Annotated in this window: 21 protein-coding genes; 11 read left to right on the top strand and 10 right to left on the bottom strand. The window is 41.6% G+C overall.

Annotated features, from left to right (window positions below; genetic code table 11):
* Window positions 1-6: 6 nt before the first annotated feature.
* A complete protein-coding gene (locus ACZ5AE_RS26795) occupies window positions 7-687 on the top strand; it encodes a serine/threonine protein kinase (RefSeq protein WP_464567732.1) in 681 nt (226 codons plus the stop codon).
* Between the two features lie 96 nt (window positions 688-783).
* Here ACZ5AE_RS26795 and ACZ5AE_RS26790 read toward each other — a convergent pair whose 3' ends face one another.
* On the bottom strand, window positions 784-1,602 hold the full coding sequence (locus ACZ5AE_RS26790) for a mechanosensitive ion channel family protein (RefSeq protein WP_464567730.1): 819 nt from the start codon (window positions 1,600-1,602) through the stop codon (window positions 784-786).
* Between the two features lie 272 nt (window positions 1,603-1,874).
* On the opposite strand from ACZ5AE_RS26790, the gene ACZ5AE_RS26785 reads away from it, so the two are divergent.
* Together ACZ5AE_RS26785 and ACZ5AE_RS26780 are read left to right on the top strand one after the other, a co-directional pair.
* Window positions 1,875-2,258 (top strand): VOC family protein, encoded by a 384-nt coding sequence (locus tag ACZ5AE_RS26785; protein WP_464567728.1) that lies wholly within the window; start codon window positions 1,875-1,877, stop codon window positions 2,256-2,258.
* 470 nt (window positions 2,259-2,728) lie between these two features.
* Window positions 2,729-3,238 (top strand): DUF5946 family protein, encoded by a 510-nt coding sequence (locus tag ACZ5AE_RS26780; RefSeq protein ID WP_464567726.1) that lies wholly within the window; start codon window positions 2,729-2,731, stop codon window positions 3,236-3,238.
* A 264-nt stretch (window positions 3,239-3,502) separates the two neighbouring features.
* On the opposite strand, the gene ACZ5AE_RS26775 is transcribed toward ACZ5AE_RS26780, so the two are convergent.
* Window positions 3,503-4,087 (bottom strand): helix-turn-helix domain-containing protein, encoded by a 585-nt coding sequence (locus ACZ5AE_RS26775; RefSeq protein WP_464567724.1) that lies wholly within the window; start codon window positions 4,085-4,087, stop codon window positions 3,503-3,505.
* Between the two features lie 199 nt (window positions 4,088-4,286).
* Between ACZ5AE_RS26775 and ACZ5AE_RS26770 the strand changes: the two genes are divergently transcribed.
* Window positions 4,287-4,745: a MarR family winged helix-turn-helix transcriptional regulator gene (locus ACZ5AE_RS26770; RefSeq protein ID WP_464573743.1), complete on the top strand. Its 459-nt coding sequence runs from the start codon at window positions 4,287-4,289 to the stop codon at window positions 4,743-4,745.
* A gap of 280 nt (window positions 4,746-5,025) precedes the next feature.
* Here the strand turns inward: ACZ5AE_RS26770 and ACZ5AE_RS26765 are convergent, their stop codons facing one another.
* The 7 genes from ACZ5AE_RS26765 to ACZ5AE_RS26735 form a co-directional block, all read right to left on the bottom strand.
* Window positions 5,026-6,747, bottom strand: coding sequence for a sensor domain-containing protein (locus ACZ5AE_RS26765; protein ID WP_464567722.1), 1,722 nt, complete (start codon window positions 6,745-6,747; stop codon window positions 5,026-5,028).
* Window positions 6,748-7,503: 756 nt separating this feature from the next.
* The gene (locus ACZ5AE_RS26760) at window positions 7,504-9,345 is read right to left on the bottom strand and encodes a bifunctional diguanylate cyclase/phosphohydrolase (protein ID WP_464567720.1); all 1,842 of its coding nucleotides are present in this window, start codon (window positions 9,343-9,345) and stop codon (window positions 7,504-7,506) included.
* A 168-nt stretch (window positions 9,346-9,513) separates the two neighbouring features.
* Window positions 9,514-10,107: a DUF5317 domain-containing protein gene (locus ACZ5AE_RS26755; protein ID WP_464567718.1), complete on the bottom strand. Its 594-nt coding sequence runs from the start codon at window positions 10,105-10,107 to the stop codon at window positions 9,514-9,516.
* Between the two features lie 262 nt (window positions 10,108-10,369).
* Entirely contained in the window at window positions 10,370-10,834 is a 465-nt protein-coding gene (locus ACZ5AE_RS26750) for a CD3072 family TudS-related putative desulfidase (protein ID WP_464567716.1), read from the bottom strand.
* Window positions 10,824-11,399: a CD3073 family putative ECF transporter S component gene (locus ACZ5AE_RS26745; RefSeq protein WP_464567714.1), complete on the bottom strand. Its 576-nt coding sequence runs from the start codon at window positions 11,397-11,399 to the stop codon at window positions 10,824-10,826. Before ACZ5AE_RS26745 ends, ACZ5AE_RS26750 begins: the two co-directional genes overlap by 11 nt.
* Before the next feature lie 20 nt (window positions 11,400-11,419).
* Window positions 11,420-12,301, bottom strand: a complete 882-nt coding sequence (locus tag ACZ5AE_RS26740) for a selenium metabolism-associated LysR family transcriptional regulator (protein WP_464567712.1) — start codon at window positions 12,299-12,301, stop codon at window positions 11,420-11,422.
* A 1,049-nt stretch (window positions 12,302-13,350) separates the two neighbouring features.
* Window positions 13,351-13,572 (bottom strand): helix-turn-helix domain-containing protein, encoded by a 222-nt coding sequence (locus ACZ5AE_RS26735; RefSeq protein ID WP_464567710.1) that lies wholly within the window; start codon window positions 13,570-13,572, stop codon window positions 13,351-13,353.
* Window positions 13,573-14,678: 1,106 nt separating this feature from the next.
* Between ACZ5AE_RS26735 and ACZ5AE_RS26730 the strand changes: the two genes are divergently transcribed.
* The 5 genes from ACZ5AE_RS26730 to ACZ5AE_RS26710 all read left to right on the top strand — a co-directional run bounded on the left by ACZ5AE_RS26730 (window position 14,679) and on the right by ACZ5AE_RS26710 (window position 20,853).
* Window positions 14,679-15,224, top strand: a complete 546-nt coding sequence (locus ACZ5AE_RS26730; protein ID WP_464567708.1) for a helix-turn-helix domain-containing protein — start codon at window positions 14,679-14,681, stop codon at window positions 15,222-15,224.
* A gap of 43 nt (window positions 15,225-15,267) precedes the next feature.
* Entirely contained in the window at window positions 15,268-17,313 is a 2,046-nt protein-coding gene (locus ACZ5AE_RS26725; protein WP_464567706.1) for a hydantoinase/oxoprolinase family protein, read from the top strand.
* A gap of 2 nt (window positions 17,314-17,315) precedes the next feature.
* Window positions 17,316-19,064 (top strand): hydantoinase B/oxoprolinase family protein, encoded by a 1,749-nt coding sequence (locus tag ACZ5AE_RS26720; RefSeq protein WP_464567704.1) that lies wholly within the window; start codon window positions 17,316-17,318, stop codon window positions 19,062-19,064.
* 4 nt (window positions 19,065-19,068) lie between these two features.
* Complete coding sequence (locus ACZ5AE_RS26715) at window positions 19,069-19,398, top strand: cupin domain-containing protein (RefSeq protein ID WP_464567702.1); 330 nt, start codon at window positions 19,069-19,071, stop codon at window positions 19,396-19,398.
* Between the two features lie 105 nt (window positions 19,399-19,503).
* Window positions 19,504-20,853, top strand: coding sequence for a purine-cytosine permease family protein (locus tag ACZ5AE_RS26710; protein ID WP_464567700.1), 1,350 nt, complete (start codon window positions 19,504-19,506; stop codon window positions 20,851-20,853).
* A 1,079-nt stretch (window positions 20,854-21,932) separates the two neighbouring features.
* Here ACZ5AE_RS26710 and ACZ5AE_RS26705 read toward each other — a convergent pair.
* Window positions 21,933-23,306, bottom strand: coding sequence for a sigma-54 interaction domain-containing protein (locus ACZ5AE_RS26705; protein WP_464567698.1), 1,374 nt, complete (start codon window positions 23,304-23,306; stop codon window positions 21,933-21,935).
* 194 nt (window positions 23,307-23,500) lie between these two features.
* Here ACZ5AE_RS26705 and ACZ5AE_RS26700 point away from each other — a divergent pair, with 194 nt between their 5' ends.
* Window positions 23,501-24,484, top strand: coding sequence for a proline racemase family protein (locus ACZ5AE_RS26700; protein WP_464567696.1), 984 nt, complete (start codon window positions 23,501-23,503; stop codon window positions 24,482-24,484).
* A 38-nt stretch (window positions 24,485-24,522) separates the two neighbouring features.
* Window positions 24,523-25,506, top strand: coding sequence for a proline dehydrogenase family protein (locus tag ACZ5AE_RS26695; RefSeq protein WP_464567694.1), 984 nt, complete (start codon window positions 24,523-24,525; stop codon window positions 25,504-25,506).
* Window positions 25,507-25,511 lie beyond the last annotated feature (5 nt).

Here is a 25,511-nt window from a genome sequence, read left to right as displayed (position 1 = left end):
ATTTTCATGATTCCAGATTGGAAACTGGCAGATGAAGCACTCAGGAACATTGAAGTGAAAGGTAATGAAAATAATCAACCGGTTAACATTATTGGGATTGCTGAAGGTCTGGAATGTATTGGAATCGGAACAGATGCAGCCGTTTTTCGTTATCAAATGACACCGAACTATGTATTTAAAGTGTATTCCCCTCAAGCATTAAAGAAAAAAGAAATGGAGAAATATGTCTATGAGCATTTAAAGGGGGCCCGATTTTTTCCACAGCTTTATGGGAGCGGAATCAACTACATCGTTTTAAGTTTCGAACAGGGAGTAACCTTTTATGATTGTCTATTGCAAGGCATTCCAATTACCGAACAAGCTGTTCAGGACGTAGAGGAGGCTCGGGAGTATGTCCGTAGTCAAGGATTGAATCCGAGAGATATTCACCTGAAAAACATCCTTTTGCAAAATGGAAGAGGAAAAGTTCTAGACGTATCAGAATATGTCAAAAAGGGAAACGACCGCCGTTGGGAACACCTTGTATGGGCATATAAAAAATTTTATCCCTTCATTTCTGGCATTCAAGTGCCTTTATGGATCCTAGAAACAATAAAGCATTGGTATTTCAGGATTGGTTTAGCGGGTTTGGTGTTAGGTGGATTTTCCAAAAGGGTAAGCCGGCTTTTATTCAAACAGCGCAAATAACCCGGGACCGGTTCTATCACAGGATACTGCTTTTCACGGTTGCAATAAAAAAACAGAATAAAAGCAAGAGATAAAAACTCTTGCTTTGTATGATTTTTAATGGCTTGTGTTAGGACTCTCTGCCATCATCAAGTCATTCTTGTAGGCGGCCATCGCCAGTTCATACCTCACCTTTTTGCCCGCTTCCACGTAATCCTCTTCCTTCACAAGACCTGATAATGAATATCGGTGTCCCCTGAACTCCACGTTCAGTTCAGTGATTTGGTTGAATTGGAAACTCTCCATAGGAACACCGTTTTCATCCTTCAACAGATATTCACCATATTTCTCGTTGCACGTTTGTGCCACTTCCTCCATTACCTTAAAGGCATCGTCCGGATTTTGCTTATAATCGAGGACAAGACTTTCGTTCACCCGGCGCCTTCCCCGGTTCCCATTCTGAAGTTCCGTGATGCTGCTATAGGAGACCGTATAAAGGTATCCGTCATACTGTCGGATATTCAAGTAGCGCATGCTGATTTCCTCGATTTCCCCCCGACGGTTTCCGTTGATGATGACATAATCCCCAAGATGGATCTGGCGCTCAAACAAATAAGTCAGCCCCATAATGTAATCGCGGATGATATGCTGAAAGATCAATGCTAAGGCACCTGCCACCACGACCGAACCAGTGACAAGTCTTTCTAGGTCAAAGAAATGGCTAAGCACATAAATAAAGAAGAACACCAGTCCCAATACCTTTGTCACCTGGTTGGCGAAATGCATCAAGGTCTCTTCCCGCTTTTCATCCAACAAGCTCGTTTTGTCAAAGAAAAGCTTGATGGATTTGCGGATCAAATAAATCGTGAATATAATCAGCAGTGCCACCGTTAAAATTTTTACAGGCAACTGCTGGAACAGTCCCAAGAAAGACATCCTATCAACCCCTGCTTTTTTTACACTATACCATAGGAATGCGGATGAGGAGAAAAATCTTCCTCTCTCAACAGACATAGTTTCGGGTGCCAGGGGAGTGAAGCATGGTGACGGTTTTTCTGAATTAATCATGGTAGCGTGACTTGGGTGAGTCGCTGCAAGTCGTACCTTTCATGTTTTTGCGAACTACGACATAAACTTTAGAATTTATAAGAGGAATTGATTACTTCTTGTTGAAATTAATATACAAAATGTGAAAAGGTGGAAATTATATGAATTCAACGATTTCTCCAATTGCCTGTAAGGTTAATAATGTATTTATTCATGTAAGTGATTTAAAAAAATCCGCGGAATGGTATAGTGATTTACTTGGGTTACCATTTAATGAGGAAGAAGTTAATTCCCCTGTTTACAATGTCCCTGTAACTTCAGAAACAGGACTTACTTTAGATGATCACACATTTGACCCCGGCTTTAACTTGAAGCCCTCAGACCACGTTTTATTTAATTTCTTCGTCAAAGATATAGATGAAGCATACGAGTTTATTAAGAAAAAAGGAATCATCGTTGTTAAAGAAATAGAGCGCATAGGTGATTTTGCTTATTTTAATTTCAAGGATTTAGATGGTAATGTTTTAATGATCTGTAATTGTTAAATGTTCTGAGCAAGGGTAAAGTTTTTTTACCTTTGCTTTTTTATTTGGCTCACCTAGTTGGGAGGAAAAATATGATTAGCTCCATGTTTTGGCTGTATCCAACCAAACGATTATGAAAACGACAATTTTTTTGCAGCATCTTGGGGATAAAGCCTTTTATGGCGGGAAGAGTGGTTCTTTTATACAAACATTTAATTGGAATTAGTTTTATAGAATTTTGTCGGACATTGTCTCTCCTTTTTTAAAACTAAACTTTAAATGTTCCGTACTCTTGTCTCACTCTTGTCGAACTAGATCAAGAAAGGGAAGTCAAGGTATCAGACAAACACCGGTTCAGGGGCAAAACAGGGTTCCTTATTCAAAAAAAAAAAGGATAAAAGTTCGGCAAAATAATAGTAAGTAGTTCAGTCTTGACGTGCAAAATGCAAAAATTGCGATGGGAATAACCATAGATTGGGGATGGTAATGTGTTGGAAAATACGAATGGAAATATAGTAGAATGCCTTGGATGTGGACTAAAGTTGAATAATCAACATATCGCTTTATTTGGTAGTTACAACGCTTCAGGTGAGTGTTATCAAAAATACAGTGAATTAAGTCATTATACAATCGGCAAACAGGATATTGATTTTATTCATCAGCACGCTATTGATACCTATTCGTCTCAACATTCGGGCAATGGTATGAAGCCCATTACGACTGCTTTCTCGTTAATTGGTTTATATTATGCCATTGAAAAGGGATTTAAAGGCAGACAGGTACAGCGTGTACACACGCTTCTCAGTCGTCAGAAATATAATTGGAAGGAATTGCAGGCACCCGATCTATCCGTTTATTCATTGACCGTTCTTGATGTTTTGAACCAACCACCGGGGGAAAGCCGGGACAAGATGATTCGAGAATGGATGTTGAATGTGTGGGAATGTTGGGGACATCAACATGATTGGGTTAAAGAAATATGTGAAACGCTCTTAAAGTAATTTATTTTGATCCTACTTTAAGTAAAATTTCCATTTATTTGGATATACTTTCCGATTTGGTGCAGTTACTTTCCTCTTTGATGAATTTACTTTCACTTTTGGGCCAAATACTTTCCAATTTTCTAGTTTTACTTTCCAAAGTTCTTCATTTACTTTCCAACCTCTTTTTTAGCAGAATTTTCCATTCTATACACCTTCTATGAAAAGAAGTGGCCATCCTATAAAGAATCCCTCACCTTCAAAGAGTGAGGGAAGAATCCATTTTTAGATAAGCTGATAATATAAACCGAGTTTCGTATCATACCATAACAGTTTGCCATGTTTGCGTTTCGGGATACGTGTTTGTAAGCCCCACTCGGGATACTGTTTGATAATTTGTACTTGTTCACCTGTAGCAAAAGCAATAAATGAAACATAATGTTCTTTTGTCATAGGGTGCTCGCTAGAAATAAACCAATCATTATCCATTTCTGAAATGGATAACTTTTCTTCGTCGGTTGCTTTCTTCGCTTCTAATGGTTCCAACTTTCTTCCGCAGCAAGATACGGTCATATTTCCGGTTGCTAATCCAATATTATGACAGGACGGGCAGACAAAATAGTGAGACTTTTTCATGTTTCCTCCTACAAATTCATTAGACGCTAATTCACCATCTAAGATATTTTCGATATTTACACCGAGGAGGATTGATAAACTAGGCAGTAGCGTGATGTCTGGACAGCCATACCCACGCTCCCATTTTGATATCGTTCGATCAGAAATATTCATTTGATCGGCTAATTGTTTCTGTGTTAGTCCCTTTTCCTTCCGCAAATTTAAAATTAACTCTCCAATTTTACGATTATCCATCTATTTCTCCTCCTGCTCTACTGCCATGATAGAACTTTACATGTTCTGAATCAACAAACGCTCCGTAGAGTTATACGAAGGACGAAGGGAGGGGCCTCCTCTTTTCCTCCGTTTACTATTGTCATTTTCTTAAGTAAAATAGTTTATAAGCGAACAGTTTATTCTTGAACTATTTAATTAAGGAGTGACTTAAATGGATTTGAATTTCAATGACCAGAAAGTTAAACAAGTACAGGAAGTTTATCAATCATTATGGGCTATTAACAAAACCACTGCTAAATTTACGAAAAAGACTGCCGAGAGTTTTGGGCTGACATTACAACAATTATCCATTCTTAATACTTTATTTGCGTTTCCTGAATTAACACAACAAGAGGTAGCTGAAAGGCTTATCTCATCAAAAAGCACCATTAGTGTCGGGGTGGATAAACTAGTTAAAATGGGTTTGGTTGAAAGAAAATTCTCCGATGAAGATCGAAGAGAGGTAAAGTTAAAGTTAACGATCAAAGGGGAAGAAGTGTCGAAGAAGTCAACTAAGAATTCAATTTCTTATAAAGCCATGCTTACTGCATTAGAAAATATGCATGATGAAGATATTCAATCCTTACTTCGTATCCAGAAAGAGCTGCTAATTCTTCTTAACGAAAGTGGATACTAAAAACAGTTGTTTAAAGAATTATGCGTGGAGGCACTTATTTGTTTCATGCTGTTTCCAGCCATTTTAAAAGTTTTTTGTATGTCTGCCATTTTGTCAGAGTTAAGTTTGTTTTGAGGCAACTGGACCTCAAAAGGTCATTCAACATTTCGAATTAAATCTTTTTAAGAGCTGGTTACATGGGAAATATAGGGCGAGAAAAGGCGCAACTAGCGGATAGATTTGCTAGTCGGGCCTCTTTTTTTGTGGCGGGAGTATTTTTCGCTTCAAAGTATCTTATGTTTTAACCGATATTGACCAAAGGTTTTTCTAATAGGGAGTAGTAAAATTCTTTTATCTCACTCTCGGATACAGGTTTACTCCAAAAGTATCCCTGACCCTCACGACAATTTTGTTGTTGAAGGTAGGATAATTGTTCTTTGTTTTCGATCCCTTCGGCTAAAACATTATAACCCAAGTGCTTCCCCATGAAGATAATCGTGTTTACTATAATCTCACTTTCATGATCTAGATCATCAATAAACGATTTATCAATTTTTACGGTATCTATTGGCAATTTCTTTAAATAATTTAGTGAGGAATATCCGGTCCCAAAGTCATCGATCGCAATTCTTACCCCTAACTCTTTTAATTCATTGATCATTTTGGATGACTTTTCGATATTCAAAAGCGTCCCTTCGGTGATTTCAATTTCGATCGAACGAGGTTCAACCTCTGTTTCTTTCAGAATTTCTCTTAATTCATTGACAAAATGTTGGTCCCTTAGCTGAACAGGAGACACATTTACTGAAACTCTTTCGAAAGCAACGCCGTCTTCTTGCCACCTTTTTATTTGTTGGCATACGGATTCTAGAACCCATCGGCCAACTGGGACGATTAGACCCTGTTCTTCCAGAATCGGAATAAACTCGTTTGGCGGCACGGGTCCTAACTTTTTACTTTTCCAACGCAATAACGCTTCCACACCAACTAGCAGGCCCTTTTTTAAATTCATTAAGGGTTGGTAGACAATGTGAAATTCACCTTCTTCGAACCCCTTTTTTATTTCTTGTTCTAGTTGATAATATCTTTCAAATTCATTATTTTGATTGTCCGTGTTAAAGCAATACGTATTACCGGCATCCTTTTTCGCGTAATACATGGCGATATCAGCCCGTTTTATTAATATGTCAAACCCCTTTTGGAACTCTTCGATTGTTCCGCACAGTTTACCCCGACTTATACCAACACTCGTTGTCAGGATGAGCTGCTTTCCGTTCACATAAAAAGGAATGCTAAGTTCATCGATGATTCTCTTTACTAAAGAAACGATCACCTTATTATCGTACGTTCCATTTAGGCAAATGATAAATTCATCTCCACCTTGACGTGAGATAAAATCCGATTCCCTAACACAGCGTTGCAATCGTCTGGCCGCCTCGATTAAAATCATATCGCCAATGTGGTGTCCAAAGTTATCGTTTATGGATTTAAAGCGGTCTAAGTCTAAAAACATAACCGTAAAAGCATCAGCATTTTCCATAAAACGTTCTTTCACCCATTTATTTAGCATGTTTCGGTTAGGCAATAGGGTTAGAGCATCATAATAAGCCATTTGTTTGATTTCTTCTTCATACTCTTTCAGTTTTGTAATATCGTGGCGGATGGCAATGTATTGATAAGGCTTCTTTTTCTCATTTAGGAATGGAACAATCGTTGTATCTACCCAGTAATAGGTCCCATCCTTCGCCTTGTTTTTAACTTCACCCCGCCAGATTTTCCCAGAGCCGATAGTCCGCCACATATCCTTAAAAAACTCCCGTGTATGAAAACCGGAATTTACAATACTTTGGTTGCTTCCTTCTAATTCCTCTCGGCTGTATTTCGAGATTTCACAAAATTTATCATTGGCAAACTGAATAATCCCCTTGCTATTCGTAATCGCAACAATCGAGGATTCATTTAAAGCTAGTTCAATATCTTTCAATTTTTTTTGTGCCGTATTCAGTTCGGTTTCATAATTCATCTTGCATCCCCCCTAGATGCTAGCTAGGTCTTAAATATCTGTAATTATATGTTATCCATTATAAACCGCCACATTACGATTAGATTAAGTGGCTTTTTTTTACAATCTGGAAAGTGAAAGTCTCTTTACACTGTTAAGACAGTGTAAATCCATCAACCTAATTTTAAAGCATTTTTTAACCTGAATCTGTGGACATATTGTGAAAGAATGACAGGGGAAATCATGACGGATGAAGGGGGGCGGTATAGGGAATTAAACTCAATCGTTGAAATACTAGCAGAGGGTAAAAAAACCTGGTATATTTAACCAAGTTTTTGTCGGTATTTCTGAAAGGCTCTGTTATTATTCATTATTGGATTTTCGTGGAGGTATGAAGATTCATAGGCGGAGAATTTCCGGCTAATGTATTAAGAGGAAGCTTAAGAAGCAGAGATAAACGGAGATATTCCGATTAACTGCTCTAAATAACACAAAATCCAAAGATTTAGATGATTTAACCGGAAAAACTGCCTTTATTCTTAGGGAAATATGAGTATCTCCCAATATAAACGGAATTTTTCCGTTTATTTTTCAAACTCAGTAAAATCAACATTCAGTTATAACAGAGCCTTCTGAAAAAAACTTATCACCAAACCAGCCGGTATTGGAATCAATGACAGTGGTAACAGTCACCTGGAAAAGTGTCCCATTTCCATTGCTTCGCGGATTCTCAGCTAACCAATATTTGATGCATGAGAACCGTCCCCATGCATCATTCTAGGAATGCACCGCTGCTTTTTCATCCTCATAGACCTCTTCTACATGTTCACGCTGCTCGATAATTTCAATAAACGGTTCGACGAATTGAGGGTCGAATTGCTTTCCGGAACAGGCTCTTAGTTCAGCAATGGCTTCCTTAAATGTTTTCGTTTTTTGATAGGGCCGTTCGGTTGTCATGGCGTCGAAGGAATCGATGATGCATAAGATCCTGGCTAATTTCGGGATGGATGCACCTTTTAGGCCATAAGGATAGCCGTTCCCATCATATCGTTCATGATGGAGTTCAATTAAAGGTATAAGCTCTTCCAGCTTCTTATTGGTTGAGATAATTTCCTTGCCCCAGGTAACATGCTTTTTCATCATTTCCCACTCATGGGACTCCAGCTTTCCTTTTTTATTTAAAATATCCCGCGGGATCTCGAGTTTGCCAATATCATGAACGAGAGCTCCAAGGATGAGGTTCTTTCTTTCACTCTCAGATAGGTTTAACTTGCGGGAGAAATCAACCGCGTACTGGTACACTCGTTTACTGTGGCGATAGGTATGCACATCTTTCGAAAGGAAAATTTTCAGCTGCTGCTCCGCTTCATTGATTTCCTTGTCAATCGAAAGGGATTGCTGAACGGTATATTCGGAATGCTCATTGAAGAGCTGGACCATATTTTTCCCTTGACCCTTTGCAGAATACATGGCCTGGTCGGCTTGATTTAGCAGCTCAGAGATACTATAGGTTTCCTTCGAGCATTCAGCAATACCGGCTGAGAAGGATAGGCAGCCATAGGCAAGTTTTTCAACCCCTTTAAAATGAGTATCATTGGTTTTCTTTCTGACTTCATTTATAAAGGAGTGGGCCTGATGAAGACTGGTTCTCGGCATGAGAATGGAGAACTCTTCTCCACCGTAGCGGGCAACCGTATATCGGTTCGATTGTGCTTCTTTTTTTAAAAGAGCACCAAACTCCTTCAGCAGCTGGTCACCCTGGATATGCCCGAAAATATCGTTATATTTTTTAAAATCATCAAGGTCAAGCAGCGCGACACTTAAAGGCTGCTCCGTGTCCTTGGCACTCTTAACTTCTTTTTCCAATAGTTCTTTAAAATATCCGTGATTATTTAAACCGGTTAAGTAATCTTTGTTGGCTTTTTCAGAGATTTTCTTAAATAATTCAAAATGCTGTTGAAAAGCTACCGATAGTAAAACGGTAATACAAGTGAATAGAAACAGACCAAAGATGGGATGGGAACTCATTAAAGTAGCCAAAACTAGCGAAAGCATAAGAGTACTAACATAAGGGGCAATCGCCTCTTTCAGCATTCCTGTTAGCACATTCATTAGATTTTCATCGGCGACTAATAAAAAGTAGATTCCCAGTAAAAGGAGATTGACTGCAAAATAAACACATAAAGAAACAGCATAAGGAATGAAATTACTCGGTTGAATTGAACCTGTTGTTCCACCCAAGTAAAGAAAGACATAATGTGCAGTTATAATCATTACGGTGTAAATCGAAAAATTAAAAACGTGTTTCCACCAAACCATTTTTCTCCGGGTGAACATAAAAATAACTGAATAGATTAGTAAGACATATAGGGTTAAATTAAGGCCGAATAAAAACAGGCTTGCCAAAAATACGGAAGAATCCATCGAAAGGGCATTGCCCTTTGGTGGAAGGAGAATATTATAATGATTAAGCAGCAGGATGGCCCCAACTAATGCATAAATGGCTGTCCAATCATGACTGCTGTAGTTTTCATAGTCAATTGATAATAAAAATACGATTATACTGCCTAATGAAGCTAGGGAAATGTATCGATTAGCTGGAGTTTTAATAAATCGCACAATACTCACTTCTCATATATAAATTTTTAAAGAGAAGTTATGCAGTATAACTTCCCCTCGGTAAACATTATTCACCAAATTTGAATCCTGATGTTAATGCAATAATAACAGAAGCAATAATAATTGCATTATAAAGTAATCCAGTAATTTTAAGGCCTTGAGCTTTTTTCATTGTGTTTCACCTCCTTTCAAAGAATTGGAGGTGATTTCACTATTTTTTTTATTTGGCTGGAGCATTAAATATTGGATAAAGAGGAACGCGCCAATATTCATCACCACATCGCCGATGCTAATGACTTGTGTACGTGGATAGGGGGGACCCAATGGGATGATATCGCCTAAAAACCCAAGTATAGTAGAGTCATTTAATAGAATATGTTTCGCGTATAAACCGTCCTTAAGGGCTTGGATATACATGGGATCCAGCACAGCGGCGGCCTCTTCCGATACCGGCATTCTTCCCCCGTTTACCACCATCACCAAAAAGTTCAAAAACACACCGATAAAAATTACGATAAACCCTTTGTGATGCCGGTTTAAGAACAAAAATAGCAAACCAATGATATATACAACCATATAAATAGATTCACTGGCTTTTCCAAGTATCTTGATGTCATTCTGATAGACAAAGGTGAAAATTTGAACAATCAACAATAAAGGAAATATCCAACCCCACTTCAGCTTTAACTGGGCCAGCCCCTTCAGATTCCCTTTCCTTATAAATCCAACAATCAAAGCCAACAAAATCCCATCATACACCATCTCGTCATGCCCACCCATATTCAATTTAATTAGCCCATTTACAGAATCTATGAAATTTAGGTAATATTTTCTTCTATTATACTAAAATATACCCACGACTAAATACAACAATTTTTTATAAATTTCAACAATTAATGTAACAGATGATGTTGGGGGCGGTCCTTTTGCCTCATTTCCCTCTTTTTGAGGGAACCTTCCCCGTGCATCATCGAAATGAAAAAGCCCGCTTTTCGACAAAGCAGGCTTTTTAGGATGAAATGTGTCACTTTACAAAATGTTTATCGCTGTCAAAGATGGGTTCGCTGGTATTGGGCAAATACCAAAGTGTTTTAAGTTTGATGCCCTTTTCCGTAAACATTGCGGTCAATTCTTCCATAAAGATGCCGCGGGTGGGATCGCAGGAAGGGCTGCTTTGGATGCCAAGAATTCCTGCCATTTCATAGCCGTTTTTCAAGTAGTCCTCAGCTTGAAACAAAACAGGCTTCAGAATTTCACGGCAGTGCTTTCGGTATTCCAGCGTATTATATTGGTCGTACGTCATCGGCGGCCGGTCCAGTCCTAGAAAGGTAAATTCGGGACAGGGAAGCTGCAGCAATCCATAGCCCTGCTTCATTGCCCATTCTACAGCTGAAATAATCGCCCCTGCAGCTCTGGCCTCATCCGGAATGACGGTATTCTGGTTTAATATACAATGGGAAACGATAAGAATCTGTTTGCTACGCTGCATTTCGGTTCTCCTTCTTTATCAGTTTTGCAAAATACGGCAGCCTGGTGATCATGAACATAACGAGCAGGCAGGTAATGATTTTATCAATAAAGTTCCCGGTAATTCTGGAAATAAACGTGGACGCAAACACACTATCACCCGCAGCCCGGAGCCAGAGCACTACTACATCCATCCCGCTGCCATTCAATCCACCGAAAACGGCCACGGCAATTGGCGTGCCGATTAATGGGGCAACAACCGATAAAATGAGTCCTGTTATTAATGCGACATACCATTTGGTGAAATCAAACCTTTTCGCAATATATCCTACCACTAATGCGATTGCTACATTCACAAGGCCGAAGAAAATAGCGGAACCGCCAGTTGTCACGCCGAGCACCACGTTCGTTAAGGCGCCCGCCAGCGCTCCCCACCAGGGACCGAATAAAACGGCAATTAATACGGTGCCGATTGTATCCAGAAATAAAAGCGGAATTTTTAAAGATGAAACGACGGTACCTAAAATCACATTTAAGGCAATCCCCATCGCCGAATAGGTTAAAATCATTGTTTTGCTGGTTTTCATAGTCTCCACTCCCTTTTAAACTATTTAAATAATAAATGGGCAAACTCTTTGATTAACGGCCGATTTTCAGCAGCTTTAAGGGTGGCAAAATAAAAGCTGCGCTGAATGGGATCAATATTTTCCACCATTTGGACACGGCCAGCTTTTACTGCCGGAAGCGCAGCCAATTTTGAAATAAAGCTGATGCCAAGCCCGGCTTCGACCGCAGCAATCACCCCCTCGGTGCTTCCGATGGATAAGCCAATTTTTAAATCAGTTAATTCCAAACCATGTCCAGCTAGAAATTCTTCCATTCTCTTTCTGGTTCCCGAACCGCTTTCTCTGACGACAAATTCATAGTGGTGTAGCCTGCTGAAATCTGCTTCCGCGGTATGGATGAGCGGGTGATGATTCGGCGTGATTAACACAATTGAATCGTTCGTAAGCTGGCGTGAGCTTAGTTTTGGGGAAGCAGGCATCATTCCCACGATGGCGATATCCACTTGCTGGTCGAGCAGTTTCTTAAGCGTGTCTTCAGAATCGTTGATATCGATGGATACCTCGACGTTTGGAAAATGATCGCGAAAAGCCTTTACCAAACTGGGAACTAGGTATGTACCGGGAATTGTGCTGGCGCCGATGGTCAGGTTTCCGGTTAGGGTGTCTTGAAGCCCATGCAGATCATCCTCAAGTTGCTGCCATCTGTGTCTTAATTCTTTCGCTGCCTGGTAAACCAGGTTGCCTGCAATCGTTGGCTGAATCCCCGACATCCCTCTGTCAAGCAGGGGGAGGCCGAGTTCCTCTTCCAAACTCTTAATCTTAAGGCTGATCGCTGGCTGGGAACTATTAAGAGCCGCTGCCGCCTCGGAAAAGCTCCCTTTCTCTACAACCAAAACAAAAGCATCCAATTTATTTAAATTCATATGCTCGCTCCACCCGTATTATCATTTTCTATATTTGATATTTAAAAATTTTATAAAGAGCTTAAAAAAATAAATCTCTATCATGAATAGAATTATATTCTAATTTTAACCAATTCAAATAGGGTTTTCTGGATAATATATGTAAATTTTGTGAACCGATAGGTGATGCATGGGGAGGGTTCTTCACACACTCTTCGCTGATGCAAGAGAATCGTCCCCGTGTTTTACTAACGGGTTTACTTTAAAAGCGCAAAAGGAGAAAAAATATGTCAATTCACTGGCTCATTCGCAAGATTTTGGACTACTAAATTCCCAAGACAATGGTTTGACGGATAGAGTAAGTTTAATAGAGCAAATTGGGTAGCCAAAGAAGGGTATTGGCGACCGAAGTGGGGAACAAGAGCAATCTGGGTAGTCAATGGTGGCTCTTGGCGACCGAAATCGAGGAACAAGAGCAATCTGGGTAGCCAAAGAAGGGTATTGGCGACCGAAGTCGGGGAACAAGAGCAATCTGGGTAGCCAATGGTGGCTCTTGGCGACCGAAATCGGAGAACAAGAGCAAATTGGGTAGCCAAAGAAGGGTATTGGCGACCGAAGTCGGGGAACAAGAGCAATCTGGGTAGCCAATGGTGGCTCTTGGCGACCGAAATCGAGGAACAAGAGCGAACTGGGTAGCCAATGGTGGCTCTTGGCGACCGAAATCGGAGAAGAAGAGCAAATTGGGTAGCCAAAGAAGGGTATTGGCGACCGAAGTAGGGGAACAAGAGCAATCTGGGTAGCCAATGGTGGCTCTTGGCGACCGAAATCGGACAACAAGAGCAAATTGGGTAGCCAATCGAGGTTATTGGCTGAAGTTTAGTATGAATTGTAGTGGATGGAAGAGGCTGATTTCGCTATGAACTCGGCCTCCCTCTCCTATAAACAATCTCATATTCAACCAAATTCGGTTCAATGACTCTCACGCCTTTTGCAAGTACATATCATCCGTTGAACGCATATCACTTTTTCCGCCGAAAAACATAATGCCGTATCATGATCTAGGGCAAGTTCTAATTTTCAATCTTGTATTGCTTGATTTTACTATAAAGGCTGACCCTCGAAATCCCTAATATTTTAGCTGCTGCACTTTTGTTGTCATAGGTTTCTTTCAGGACTTCCTCAATTCGTTCCTTCTCTAACAGGGCTTTTTCTTTTGCCAATCCTTCCTTGCCTTCTTTTTTATTTGCTGAGGCAGGGAAGATCGTGATGATATCTTCTGCATAAAGATGCATGGGGACGGTTCTCGTGCATCATTTATTAGAATTAGCTGAGATTGATTACGCTCGGGCAATTGATTAGGGGGGGATTTTGCCTATGCGACAGGGGAAGGCTGTAAAATTGCCCTTAATTGACAGAGTGGAAGGCTTTTATTCTACCTTCATATTCACTACATAACGAAGGGTTCGCCGTCACCACCAGAATTTTGCCGAAGATTGATTGAGTTTTTTATAAAAATGATAGAATGGAGTTGCAACTGGATATTGTGAGGGTGGCCAGGTTGCTGATCCTCCTTTTCCTCCATTAGGAAAGGAGGTGATGTCCCTGGAAACTTTTCTTGAAATTCTATGAAAAGTTTTGAAAAAAATTTTGCGTGAACCCAGCGATTATTTTTTCGAAGAAACGTTCTAGAAAACCACCCTGAGCCATAACAAGCGAAAAGGGTGGTGCAGGTAACTTGACTTGAAAACTTCCATCTATTCGGATTTACTTTCCAAAAGGTCGGGTTACTTTCCAATTTGATGATTTTACTTTCTTCTTTTGCCCAATTACGTTCCTAAAAGAAAAAACCACGTTTACGTTCCAATTTCCCACTTTTACGTTCCAAAGCCAATCCCGCAAATTATACTTGGGTTCTTCGCTTTTCCAGCTGATGAGATTTAGCTCCTTACTTCATCCCTTCGGATAGTTTGCCAATCGATGCTTTTATGTCATATGAAATCTCCGCCATATTGTTTCTCCCCTTCCTCTGCTGTCTATTATTATGGTCAAGCCTGTGCTGCGAAAAAACATTTTACTTTTCTATATTCATAGATTTAGGTTCTTAACCTGTGAATGACGATAAAGACCATGCATTAGCCGGGCCTCCTAGTTTGATAGGAAACAGTTCAGATTTTGAAAGCTCCCAAAACAACTTTGGGACAGAAGAATCTTCCATGCCCCCCATAAGGAAACCATGATGCATGAGAAACGTCCCCATGCTCCACCTATGATCCATGAACAAATTCTATAAATATTCTTTCAATTCGAAAAACATTGTGATATTATGTGATTACAGTATTACTTCAACAAGAGTTTAGTATAGATAAAATTTTAATGTATTACTGTAAAGGAGTTTATTATGGATGAAATTTACAAAAAGATAAAGGAATTGCGGGTCCAAAGAGGCTTGACTTTAAAGGAACTGAGTGAACGGACGGACTTGTCAATCAGCTTTTTATCTCAAGTGGAAAGAGGAGCTACTTCTTTAGCGATTACCTCGCTCAAGAAACTAGCGGATGCCTTGAATGTGAAAATCACTGAATTTTTTGAAGAAGGGAAGTCGAGTGATAATTATTTGGTGAAAAAGAATGACCAAAAGCCATTCCAATTAAAGGGCTCAGATTTTACTTATGTCAGGTTGAACGGGGAGTTTGCGGGTAGATCATTGGAACCCATTTTAGTCACGGTTGCCCCTAATCAGATACAAACCCAAAAATATGGTCATTCGGGGGAAGAATTTTACTATGTGTTAAAGGGAATGATCATTTTTCACGTTGGTGGGGAGGAATATGTAGTTCGAGAAGGAGATTCGCTTCACTTTCCATCCACTTGCCCGCATGCCCTTGAAAACCCGACAAATGAAGAAACTATTTTATTGTCTGTATTAACTCCAGTTATTTTTTAACTGAATGAATAAACCTATCAAATTTCAGAAAGGTGGAGTCAACATGCGTGTAGCGACAGATATTGGCGGAACATTCACTGACCTGGTTTATGTCAATGAAAACGGTGAAATTGGTGTGGCGAAAAGCCATACCACGCCGCCAAATTTTGAAAAGGGTGTAATTGATGTTATTGAAAAAAGCGGTATCGATCAAACATCGATCCAAACCTTTATTCATGGGACAACAGTCATCATTAATGCGCTAACAGAACGTAAAGGTGTAAAAACAGGTTTAATTACAACAAAGGGATTCCGTGATGTCCTTGAAATTGCGAGGGGGAACCGTCCCGACTTATTTAATGTCCGTTATCAAAAGCCAGTACCATTTGTAGAACGCTATTTGCGCCAGGAAGTAGAGGAGCGCCTCAATTATAAAGGAGAGGTTCTCGCTCCGCTGAACAAGGAGCAATTAAAAGAAATCATTGCTTATTTTCAAAAAGAAGAAGTAGAAGCGCTTGCGGTATCCTACTTGCACTCCTACGTCAATCCGGTACATGAAGTAGAAACAGTAGAACTTATTAAAGAGCTTTGGCCAGAAGTGGCCGTTACGGCCTCCCATGAAGTAACGAAGGAATGGCGGGAATACGAACGGACTAGCACCACTGTATTAAACTCGTATGTGAAACCGATTGCAGCTTCGTATGTAAACCGTTTACATACGAAACTACTAGAAAATGAGACAGACAGCCAAAACTACATTATGCAATCCAATGGCGGTACGACAACCTTTAATAGTGCCAAGCAAACGCCGATTAATATGGTCGAGTCCGGTCCGGTTGCAGGTATTTATGGAGCAGCGGTCCTCGGTGAAATTATCGGTGAAGAAAATATTATCGCTTTTGATATTGGTGGCACGACAGCGAAATGTTCCCTTATTAACCAAGGTGAGGTAAAGGTTTCAACGGATTATTTTATTGAAAAAAATGAACGCAATGCCGGCTACCCAATTAAGGTTCCTGTTGTTGACATTGTTGAAATCGGAAACGGCGGCGGATCGATTGCCTGGATTGATGGCGCCGGCTCATTAAAGGTTGGACCTCAATCAGCGGGTGCCCTGCCTGGCCCGGTTGCCTATGGACAAGGCGGTACCGAGCCAACCACTACCGATGCCAACCTCATTACAGGACGTCTGTCACCGGAGAATTTTGATTACAAAGTGGATTTGGATAAGGTAAAAGCAGCTATAAAGGAAAAGGTTGCAGATCATTTCGGATTATCCGTAGAAGAAGCGGCATTAGGGATTATCCGCATTGCCAACTCCAATATGTTAAATGCATTAAAGTTAATTTCTATCCGTAAAGGCCATAATCCTCGTGACTTCTCGTTAGTTGCTTTTGGCGGGGGCGGGTCTATGCATGCACCGGCACTGGCCAAAGAACTGGGGGTGAAAAAAGTCATCGTTCCAGTTGCTTCTTCGGTATTCTCTGCTTGGGGGATGCTGATGACCGACTTACGCCACGATTATATCAAGACTTATATTAGAAGATTTAATCAAGTGGAGTTATCTGAACTGAACGGCGAATGGTCTTCTCTTGAAAAACAAGCCCTTGAACAATACAAGGAAGAAGGTATTGAAGAGGGCAAGGTGCTATTCTCCAGATTCGCTGATATTCGTTACTTAGGTCAGGAACATACGGTGAAAGTGCCGGTTCCAAATGGTGACTGGACAGATGAAACCGTTCAAGAGGTAATTGAGCGATTTGGTCATCTTCATGAGCAGAACTATACCTTTAAACTTGATGGCACACCAACCGAAATCGTGAACCTGCATGTAACCGCGTTTGGCAAGGTTGTCAAACCAACGATTAATAAATTGGAATCCGGCAGCAGTGTGGCAGAGGATGCTGTAAAAGAAACGCGCCCGGTTTATTTTGAAAACCATGGCTGGGTGGATACAAATGTTTATCATCGAGGGCAGTTAGGCAAGCATGTACAAGTGGCAGGACCTGCGATTGTCGAGGAAGCTTCGGCTTCAACCGTCATCTATCCAGGTCAGTCGTTAACCGTAGATGAATATGGCAATTTAATCATTGACACGGGGGTGGAGTGAAAATGACACAGGCAGTTAAAACAAAGGTTGACCCATTTACACTCGAAATAGTAAAAGATTCATTGATTGCGATTGGTGACGAAATGTTTATCGCTTTAGCAAAAACCTCAATGAGTCCCATTATCTACGAGGTTCTTGACTATGCCAGCGGTCTATTAGATGCCAAAGGACAGTTATTGACCCAGGGTAACGGGGTGACCGGATTTATCGGGATGCTCTCCGACATGGTCAAGCAAACGTTGAAAAAATTTGGTGATGGGAAGTTAAAGGAAGGCGACATCATCATTATTAACGATTCCTATGGCGGCGGTGGCTCCCACCTGTCTGACGTAGGGCTCGTGATGCCGATTTTTTACAAAGGGGAGCTGGTTGCTTTTTCCACGAACAAAGCTCACTGGACTGAGGTTGGCGGTAAAGATCCAGGCTCTTTTAGTAACGATGCTACTGAAATTTTCCAAGAAGGCCTGCAATTCCCTTGTGTGAAGCTGTTTAACGAAGGTCAAATCAATCAAGCCATCGTCGATATCATTGAGGCAAATGTCCGCTTCCCGGAATTATCATTAGGGGATATGTGGGCCCAGGTCGCTGCCTTAAAAACAGGTGAAAAGCGAGTAATCGAATTATGTGATAAACATGGAAAAGAGACTGTGCTTTCATCGGTGGAATACCTGTTGGATCATGGTGAACAGCTGGCGCGGCAGGAGCTGGCCAAGCTGCCTAAGGGAACCTATGAAGCGGAAGGGTTCATCGATGATGATGGATTCGGTAATGGTCCCTTTAAGGTAATGGTGAAAGTTATTATTACGGACGAAAAATTTATCGCTGATTTCCGCGGCAGCCATCCGCAGGTTCCAGGGCCGATTAACTGTTCTTATACAGCGCTCGTGTCAGCTGTTCGTGCGATTTTCCTAGCGATTACAAATCCATCTCAGGATGCCAATGATGGGGTGTTTAGGCCATTAGAAATCATTACCGACAAGGGGTCTGTGCTTTCAGCTGAACGTCCGGCTCCAGTATCAATTTATTGGGAAAGCATGCAGGCGGGTGCTGACTTAATTTGGAAGGCGCTGGCTCCAGTGGTGCCGAACCGCTTAACAGCCGGCCACTTATTATCGGTCTGTGCCGTTGTTTTATCAGGACTGCATCCGGATACGAAAGAGCCGTTCCTGATTGTTGAACCATCTGTTGGCGGCTGGGGTGCAGCGGAAGGCCAGGATGGAGCAAGAGGACAATTCTGTATCGGCGATGGGGAGACCTATAACGTTCCGGTTGAGGTAGCAGAAACCAGATACGGTGTATTAGTTGACGAATATAGCCTTCATACAGATGGGGCCGGCGCTGGCGAATATATTGGCGGTGCAGGTGTCGTTCGTTCGTACAGAGCCTTGACCGATAACCAATCGGCTTCAATCACGTTTGGCCGTCATAAGTTTGTCCCGTGGGGAATTAACGAAGGTAAAGACGGGTCGGCCAATAAATTTTTTGTAGAGAAATCAAACGGTGAAGTGGATGGGCCATACGGCATTTATCCAAGATATCCGTTAAATACGGGAGATGTGGTGAAACTCGTTACGGCTACAGGCGGCGGTTATGGCGATCCGTTTAAACGCCCTGCTGACAAAGTGGCGAAGGATGTTAAGAACGGGTATATTTCAGTGGAACAGGCTAAAGAAGATTATGGTGTCATTGTTAACCCAGATACGTTTGCTGTAGAGGGATTAACTTCAGAACGAGAGCAGAGGGGGGCATAAGAAAGTGGAAGTTTTAAAGATTGAGAGATTAGATGTTGATGCCAATGCGCCAGTGCCTTTAAAAACTGTTTTTTTACAGGAGGCTCTTTCAGGAAACCTGAAGGTAGGCACCGTAACCATTCCTCCGGGGAAAAGAGTACCGCTAGCAGGTGTTTCAAACCATAAGGAAAATGAGTATTCCATCGTGGTAAAGGGTTCGATTGTGACAGAAACCAACGGGCAAACCTATCGTGTAACAAGCGGGGATGCGACATTTATTCCTGCCGGGCAGGAGCATATCGCCTACAACGAAGGGGATGAGGATTGCGAGATTGTTTGGGTATTAGTAGGTTAATAGTTTTGGAAAAGCCTTGCCGGGCAAGGCTTTTTTCTTAACGATTTTTTACAGAATATTCGGAACGTAACTGCTTTAAAAAAATATTAAAGGGGTTGAAGAGGGATGGAAGATGTTTCTTTAAGAAAAGGCGGAGGCAAGGACGAGGCCCTTGCGGCGGTGCCATTGAGTGAAAGGCAGCATTGGATTTCACCAGCTGTAATTTTTGGCGGGTTAGAGTTTACTATTCCTGTGCTGATGGTTGGCGCTTCATTAACAGCAAGCTTTGGTTTAGGGAAACTTTTTTGGATCCTAGCAATTGCGTTATTTGTTTTTCAATGGATTGGAAATGCGGTGGCAGGGTATATTGGAGCGAAAACTGGGCGATCTTCTTCAGTTATCGCTAGAACAAGTTTCGGTTCAGCCCAGGCACGGTTTATCGTGGGATTGACCATCTTTATTGTTTCGATGGGTTGGTGGGCACTGCAGACAGCTGTGGCAGGAAATGCGATTTCGGCGATGTTTGGAATTGACTACAAAACACAATGGGTGCCATGGGCGATTATCACTGTGATTGCGGGACTTCTTTTCGCACTGCCGTCCATTATTGGCTATTCTTCTATGAAATGGACCGATTACCTAGCGGTTCCGGCTGGTTTGTTGTTAATTGCAGGAGGAATCTTTTACGCGTTAAAAAATACCGGCTGGGAGAAGATCATGTCATGGACCCCGGAACCGCAAATGACGTTTTTGGCTGCTATTAGTTTGGTGATCGGTATCAATGTTTCCCAGTGGGTAATTGCTTCCGACTATACCCGCTATGCAAAACCGACCGTGAAGGATAATGTACTTATTCCTTTAGGTATAGTTGCTGTTGGTTTACCTCTGTTCTATGTAGGGGCAGTGATGTCGATTGGGGTAGGCGACGCAGATATTGTTAACGTGATGATGAATTTAGGTTTTCCGGTTTGGGGATTCATTATTTTATGGCTCGCAACCTGGACTAGTCAATTGGTTAACAATTATAGCATGGGTCTTGCCTTAGCCAATATGTTAAATGTGAATTCAAACAAAGGCCGTGCGCTATTGACGCTGGCGGGGACACTGGTTTCGATTGTCATTGCTCTTGCCGGTATTCTGGATTATTTTATGGATTTCTTATATATGACGGCTCTTGTTTACCCAGCAATCGGAGGTGTCATGATGGCAGATTTCTTTTTCATTCGGAAACAGCAATGGGTAGATAACAAAGGCTGGAACTGGATGGCAACCATTGCTTTAGTAGTAGGTACATTACTAGGCTATTATACTCAATATGTCAATCCAGTGGGACTCCCAGCTGTCCAATCTATTATCGCTTCAGGTGTGGTCTACGTCATCGCTATGAAACTTAAAGCGAGAGTCGCGCCAGACCACTTTACCGAGACAATCAAAGAACCCGAAACCGCCCATACAAAGGGAATAAAAACAGTTTAACACACTAACGCGCTGGGGGCCTGGCCCCTGGCGCGTTAAGATCAAGAACAAGAGCAAATTGGGTAGCCAATTTGCTCTTGTTCTTGGCGACCGAAATGGAGGAACAAGAGCGAACTGGGTAGGCAATGGTGGCTCTTGGCGACCGAAATCGAGGGACAAGAGCGATCAGGGTAGGCAATGGTGGCTCTTGGCGGCCGAAATCGGAGAACAAGAGCAAATTGGGTAGCCAAAGGAGGTTCTTGGCGACCGAAATGGTGGAACAAGAGCAAATTGGGTAGCCAAAGGAGGTTCTTGGCGACCGAAATGGTGGAACAAGAGCGATCTGGGTAGGCAATGGTGGCTCTTGGCGACCGAAATCGGAGAACAAGAGCGAACTGGGTAGGCAATGGTGGCTCTTGGCGACCGAAATCGGAGAAAAGGAGCAAATTGGGTAGCCAATCGAGGTTCTTGGCGACCGAAATGGAGGAACAAGAGCGAACTGGGTAGGCAATGGTGGCTCTTGGCGACCGAAATCGAGGGACAAGAGCGATCAGGGTAGCCAATGGTGGCTCTTGGCGACCGAAATCGGAGAACAAGAGCAAATTGGGTAGCCAATCGAGGTTCTTGGCGACCGAAATCGAGGAACAAGAGCAATCTGGGTAGGCAATGGTGGCTCTTGGCGACCGAAATCGAGGAACAAGAGCAATCTGGGTAGGCAATGGTGGTTCTTGGCGACCGAAATGGGGGAACAAGAGCGATCTGGGTAGCCAATGGTGGCTCTTGGCGACCGAAATCGAGGAACAAGAGCAATCTGGGTAGCCAATGGTGGCTGTTGGCGACCAAAATCAGGAAACAAGAGCATTTCGGGTAGCCAATTGAGGTTATTGGCTAGGAAGTTTATTATGAATTGTAGGGGAGTGGATGGAAGAGGCTGTTTTGCTATGAACTCGGCCTCCCTCTCCTATAAACAAAACAATCTCATATTCAACCACATTTGGTTCAATGACTCTCACGCCTTTTGCAAGTACATATCATCCGTTGAACGCATATCACTTTTTCCGCCGAAAAACATAATGCCGTATCATGATCTAGGGAAAGTTCTAACTTTCAATCTTGTATTGCTTGATTTTACTATAAAGGCTTACCCTCGAAATCCCTAATATTTTAGCTGCTGCACTTTTGTTGCCATAGGTTTCTTTCAGCGCTTCCTCAATTCGTTCCTTCTCTAACAGGGCCTTTTCCTTTGCCAATCCTTCCTTGCCTTCTTTTTTATTTGCTGAGGCAGGGAAGATCGTGATGATATCTTCTGCATAAATAGTCGTCTTATCTGTAAAAATGACGATTCTTTCTACAACGTTTCTCAATTCTCTTACATTTCCGGGCCACGGGTAGTTCATGAACATTTCCATCGCACTGTCAGCAAGAGCAGGCATTTCCTTTTGATATTTTGTCGCATATTCTTGAACAAAGTTCTTCACTAATAGCGGGAGATCGTCTTTTCTTTCGCGGAGCGGAGGAATGGTTAGGGTCACGACATTTAAACGATAGTAAAGGTCCTCGCGGAAGGTACCTTGTTTCACCATGTCCTCTAGATCGCTATTTGTGGCGGCGACAATGCGGATATTCACTTTGATAGGCTTACTTCCGCCAATGCGATAAACTTCCCGTTCTTGAAGAACTCTTAATAACTTTACCTGCATATCGAGCGGCAACATGCCGATTTCATCAAGGAATAATGTACCGCCATGGGCCATTTCCACTTTCCCCGGCCTTCCATCCCTGTGTGCACCTGTGAAAGATCCTTTTTCGTAGCCAAAAAACTCACTTTCGAAAAGGGCTTCGGGAATGGCCCCGCAATTTATCGGAATAAATGGCTGCTTATTTCTTAAGCTTGCTTCATGGATCCCTTGGGCAAACAGTTCTTTGCCTACTCCGCTTTCTCCATGAACGAGAACGGTTGCATCCGTCTTTGCTACTTTCAGCGCTAATCCTTTTGCCTGCTGGATGGCCTCACTATGCCCTTTGATTTCAGATAAAGGGCCAATTTGTTCCTGTAATTTATATTGCTGCTTTATTTTTTGTAATTGTGTCGTCTGTAAAGTGAGCTTCTCATTTAACTTTACAATGTTCGTAATATCTTGATCGATGGAGATGGCTCCTATTAACTCTCCACTGGCATCAAAGATAGGAGCAGCGCTGATTAATACATGCTTATCCGGCCTGGGCTGGTGATAGACGTTATAAACCGGTTCTTTGGTTTCCAGGATCTCCAGCAATTTTAAATCCTTTTTTTTAAAAAACTTACTAATCTTTTTCTGTTTAATTTCATCAAGCTGGATTCCGTAAATCTCTTCAGCCTGTGGATTCCAATATTCCACTTCCTCGGTGGAATTGATAATTACAATGGCATCGGAACTAGTTTCTATTAAAGTTTTTAAATAGCAGTGTGAGTGTTCAAAAGAATGATTTTTCATAGCTAGCAACCTCGGAATATAGTGTAAAGTGTAATTATAATATTTACAATATTGTAAAGTTATTGAACATTAATATTTTACAGTATTGGTAAAATAACAGCAATAGGTAAGGGACACCACCCTCATTCAAGTTGGCACGATAGTTGCATCTATACGTATATACTTGCAAATTTGTACAATGGGGGTTATCGATAATGGTTGAATTGGAAAGTTATATTGAAACGATTGATGCCCATGCCATGGGAGAGGCAGCTAGAATAGTAGTAAACGGGATACCGGAGATCCATGGTCAATCCATGATGGATAAAAAGAATTATATGATAGAAAATATGGATCACATACGAAAGCTGTTGATGCATGAACCAAGGGGGCACCTGAATATGTTTGGCGCCATCCTAACCAAGCCATCCAACCCTGAGTGCGATCTGGGCGTCTTATTTATGGACAGCGGCGGTTATTTAAACATGTGCGGTCATGGAACGATTGCCTCGGTTACAGTGGCTGTCAATAATGGCCTGATTGAAAAAAAAGATAGGGTTCTGTTGGATACACCTTCCGGAATCGTCGAATGCCATGTCCGATACGAGGGCAATCGGGCGACAGAAGTCTCATTTATCAATGTTCCGGCCTTTTTATTTAAAAAGGATGTAAGCGTTCTTGTGGAAAATGCCGGCTATGTAAAAATGGATATTGCCTTTGGCGGCAGTTTTTTTGCAATTGTGGATGCTGAGTCATTCGGCATCGAGCTTACGATTGAAGAGCAGGATAAAATTACTGAACTTGGCATGGCCATCAGGAAGGCAGCGAACGAACAATTATCTGTCTTCCATCCGAGAATACCTGAAATCAACACGATCGACCTCGTGGAGTTTAGTTTAAAGCTAGGCAAAAATTATTACCGGAATACAGTGGTTTTTGGAGACGGACAAATCGATCGATCACCTTGCGGAACCGGCACATGTGCAAAGCTTTCGACGCTGGACCTTACGCCTGGTGAGCACATCATTCAGGAAAGCATTATCGGCTCCCAATTTAAAGGAGCAGTGGTGGATTACACCGAAGTGGAAGACTTCCGTGCCATTATTCCGCAAATCACCGGCTCTGCCTGGGTAACGGGTATTCATAAATTTTCGCTGGATGCAACTGATCCATATAAGGAAGGCTTTTTGTTGAAATAGCATGATAGATGACAATCAATATATTGGAGGATGACACAATGGGACTAACTAGAGATTTTTTTATCCACCTTTCACAAAATAAAGTATTAAACAGCGGAGCAAAACGCTGGGGTTTGAAAATGGGTGCACAGTCGGTTGTAGCCGGTACAAATATTAAGGAAATGGTCGAAAGTGTCAAGGCTTTGAATGCTCAGGGCATTGCCGCCACGATTGATAATTTGGGTGAATTTGTTTTTCAGAAAGAAGAGGCATTAGAGGCAAAGGAACAAATCCTGGCGGTTATTCAAGCTATTCATGAAAATAACTTGGATGCTCATATTTCCTTGAAGCCTACTCAGCTTGGTTTGGATATCGAATATACATTTTGCGTCAATAATCTAAGGGAGATTGTTGCGCTGGCCCATGAGTATAACATCTTTATCAACTTTGATATGGAGGATTACGGCCATCTTAAACCATCCTTTGACATCATTGATGAACTATCCGTGGACTATGATAATATTGGAACCGTTATTCAGGCCTACTTCTATGAATCTGAAGAAAATATCAAAAGATACAAGGACTACCGGTTAAGAATTGTAAAAGGGGCCTATAAAGAACCTGAAAACTTGGCGTATCAGGATAAAAAGGAAATTGACCGGAACTATATCCGGCTTATCGAATACCATTTACTGCACGGAAAGTTTACGTCCATCGCCACTCACGATCATCGGGTTATTAATCATGTAAAAGCGTTTGCCAAGAAACATCAAATTCCAAAGGATAAATATGAATTTCAAATGCTGTATGGATTCAGGAAGGACTTGCAGCTGGAGCTTGCGAAAGAAGGGTTTAACTTCTGTACCTATGTGCCATTCGGGAAGGATTGGTACGGCTATTTCATGCGGCGTCTGGCTGAGCGTCCGCAGAACTTAAATCTTGTGTTTAAACAAGTGTTTAATAAGAAAACCAACACCCTATTGGGAATTGGAGCAGGTGCGTTTATAGCAGGAAGAGCCATCGGGAAAAAATCAACTAGGTAATTCGT

The organism is Neobacillus sp. S1227 (assembly GCF_055385255.1).
This window is presented reverse-complemented; position numbering and strand designations above follow the sequence as displayed.

Bases quoted from the DNA above. Each gene is read 5' to 3' on its own strand.
- ACZ5AE_RS26755 (WP_464567718.1), bottom strand. From the start codon at position 10,107: ATGGTGTATGATGGGATTTTGTTGGCTTTGATTGTTGGATTTATAAGG.
- ACZ5AE_RS26705 (WP_464567698.1), bottom strand. From the start codon at position 23,306: ATGAAAAATCATTCTTTTGAACACTCACACTGCTATTTAAAAACTTTA.
- ACZ5AE_RS26710 (WP_464567700.1), top strand. From the start codon at position 19,504: ATGGAAGATGTTTCTTTAAGAAAAGGCGGAGGCAAGGACGAGGCCCTT.
- ACZ5AE_RS26785 (WP_464567728.1), top strand. From the start codon at position 1,875: ATGAATTCAACGATTTCTCCAATTGCCTGTAAGGTTAATAATGTATTT.
- ACZ5AE_RS26740 (WP_464567712.1), bottom strand. From the start codon at position 12,301: ATGAATTTAAATAAATTGGATGCTTTTGTTTTGGTTGTAGAGAAAGGG.
- ACZ5AE_RS26730 (WP_464567708.1), top strand. From the start codon at position 14,679: ATGGATGAAATTTACAAAAAGATAAAGGAATTGCGGGTCCAAAGAGGC.
- ACZ5AE_RS26720 (WP_464567704.1), top strand. From the start codon at position 17,316: ATGACACAGGCAGTTAAAACAAAGGTTGACCCATTTACACTCGAAATA.
- ACZ5AE_RS26700 (WP_464567696.1), top strand. From the start codon at position 23,501: ATGGTTGAATTGGAAAGTTATATTGAAACGATTGATGCCCATGCCATG.
- ACZ5AE_RS26695 (WP_464567694.1), top strand. From the start codon at position 24,523: ATGGGACTAACTAGAGATTTTTTTATCCACCTTTCACAAAATAAAGTA.
- ACZ5AE_RS26775 (WP_464567724.1), bottom strand. From the start codon at position 4,087: ATGGATAATCGTAAAATTGGAGAGTTAATTTTAAATTTGCGGAAGGAA.
- ACZ5AE_RS26745 (WP_464567714.1), bottom strand. From the start codon at position 11,399: ATGAAAACCAGCAAAACAATGATTTTAACCTATTCGGCGATGGGGATT.
- ACZ5AE_RS26750 (WP_464567716.1), bottom strand. From the start codon at position 10,834: ATGCAGCGTAGCAAACAGATTCTTATCGTTTCCCATTGTATATTAAAC.
- ACZ5AE_RS26725 (WP_464567706.1), top strand. From the start codon at position 15,268: ATGCGTGTAGCGACAGATATTGGCGGAACATTCACTGACCTGGTTTAT.
- ACZ5AE_RS26765 (WP_464567722.1), bottom strand. From the start codon at position 6,747: ATGAATTATGAAACCGAACTGAATACGGCACAAAAAAAATTGAAAGAT.
- ACZ5AE_RS26735 (WP_464567710.1), bottom strand. From the start codon at position 13,572: ATGCATCTTTATGCAGAAGATATCATCACGATCTTCCCTGCCTCAGCA.
- ACZ5AE_RS26790 (WP_464567730.1), bottom strand. From the start codon at position 1,602: ATGTCTTTCTTGGGACTGTTCCAGCAGTTGCCTGTAAAAATTTTAACG.
- ACZ5AE_RS26795 (WP_464567732.1), top strand. From the start codon at position 7: ATGATTCCAGATTGGAAACTGGCAGATGAAGCACTCAGGAACATTGAA.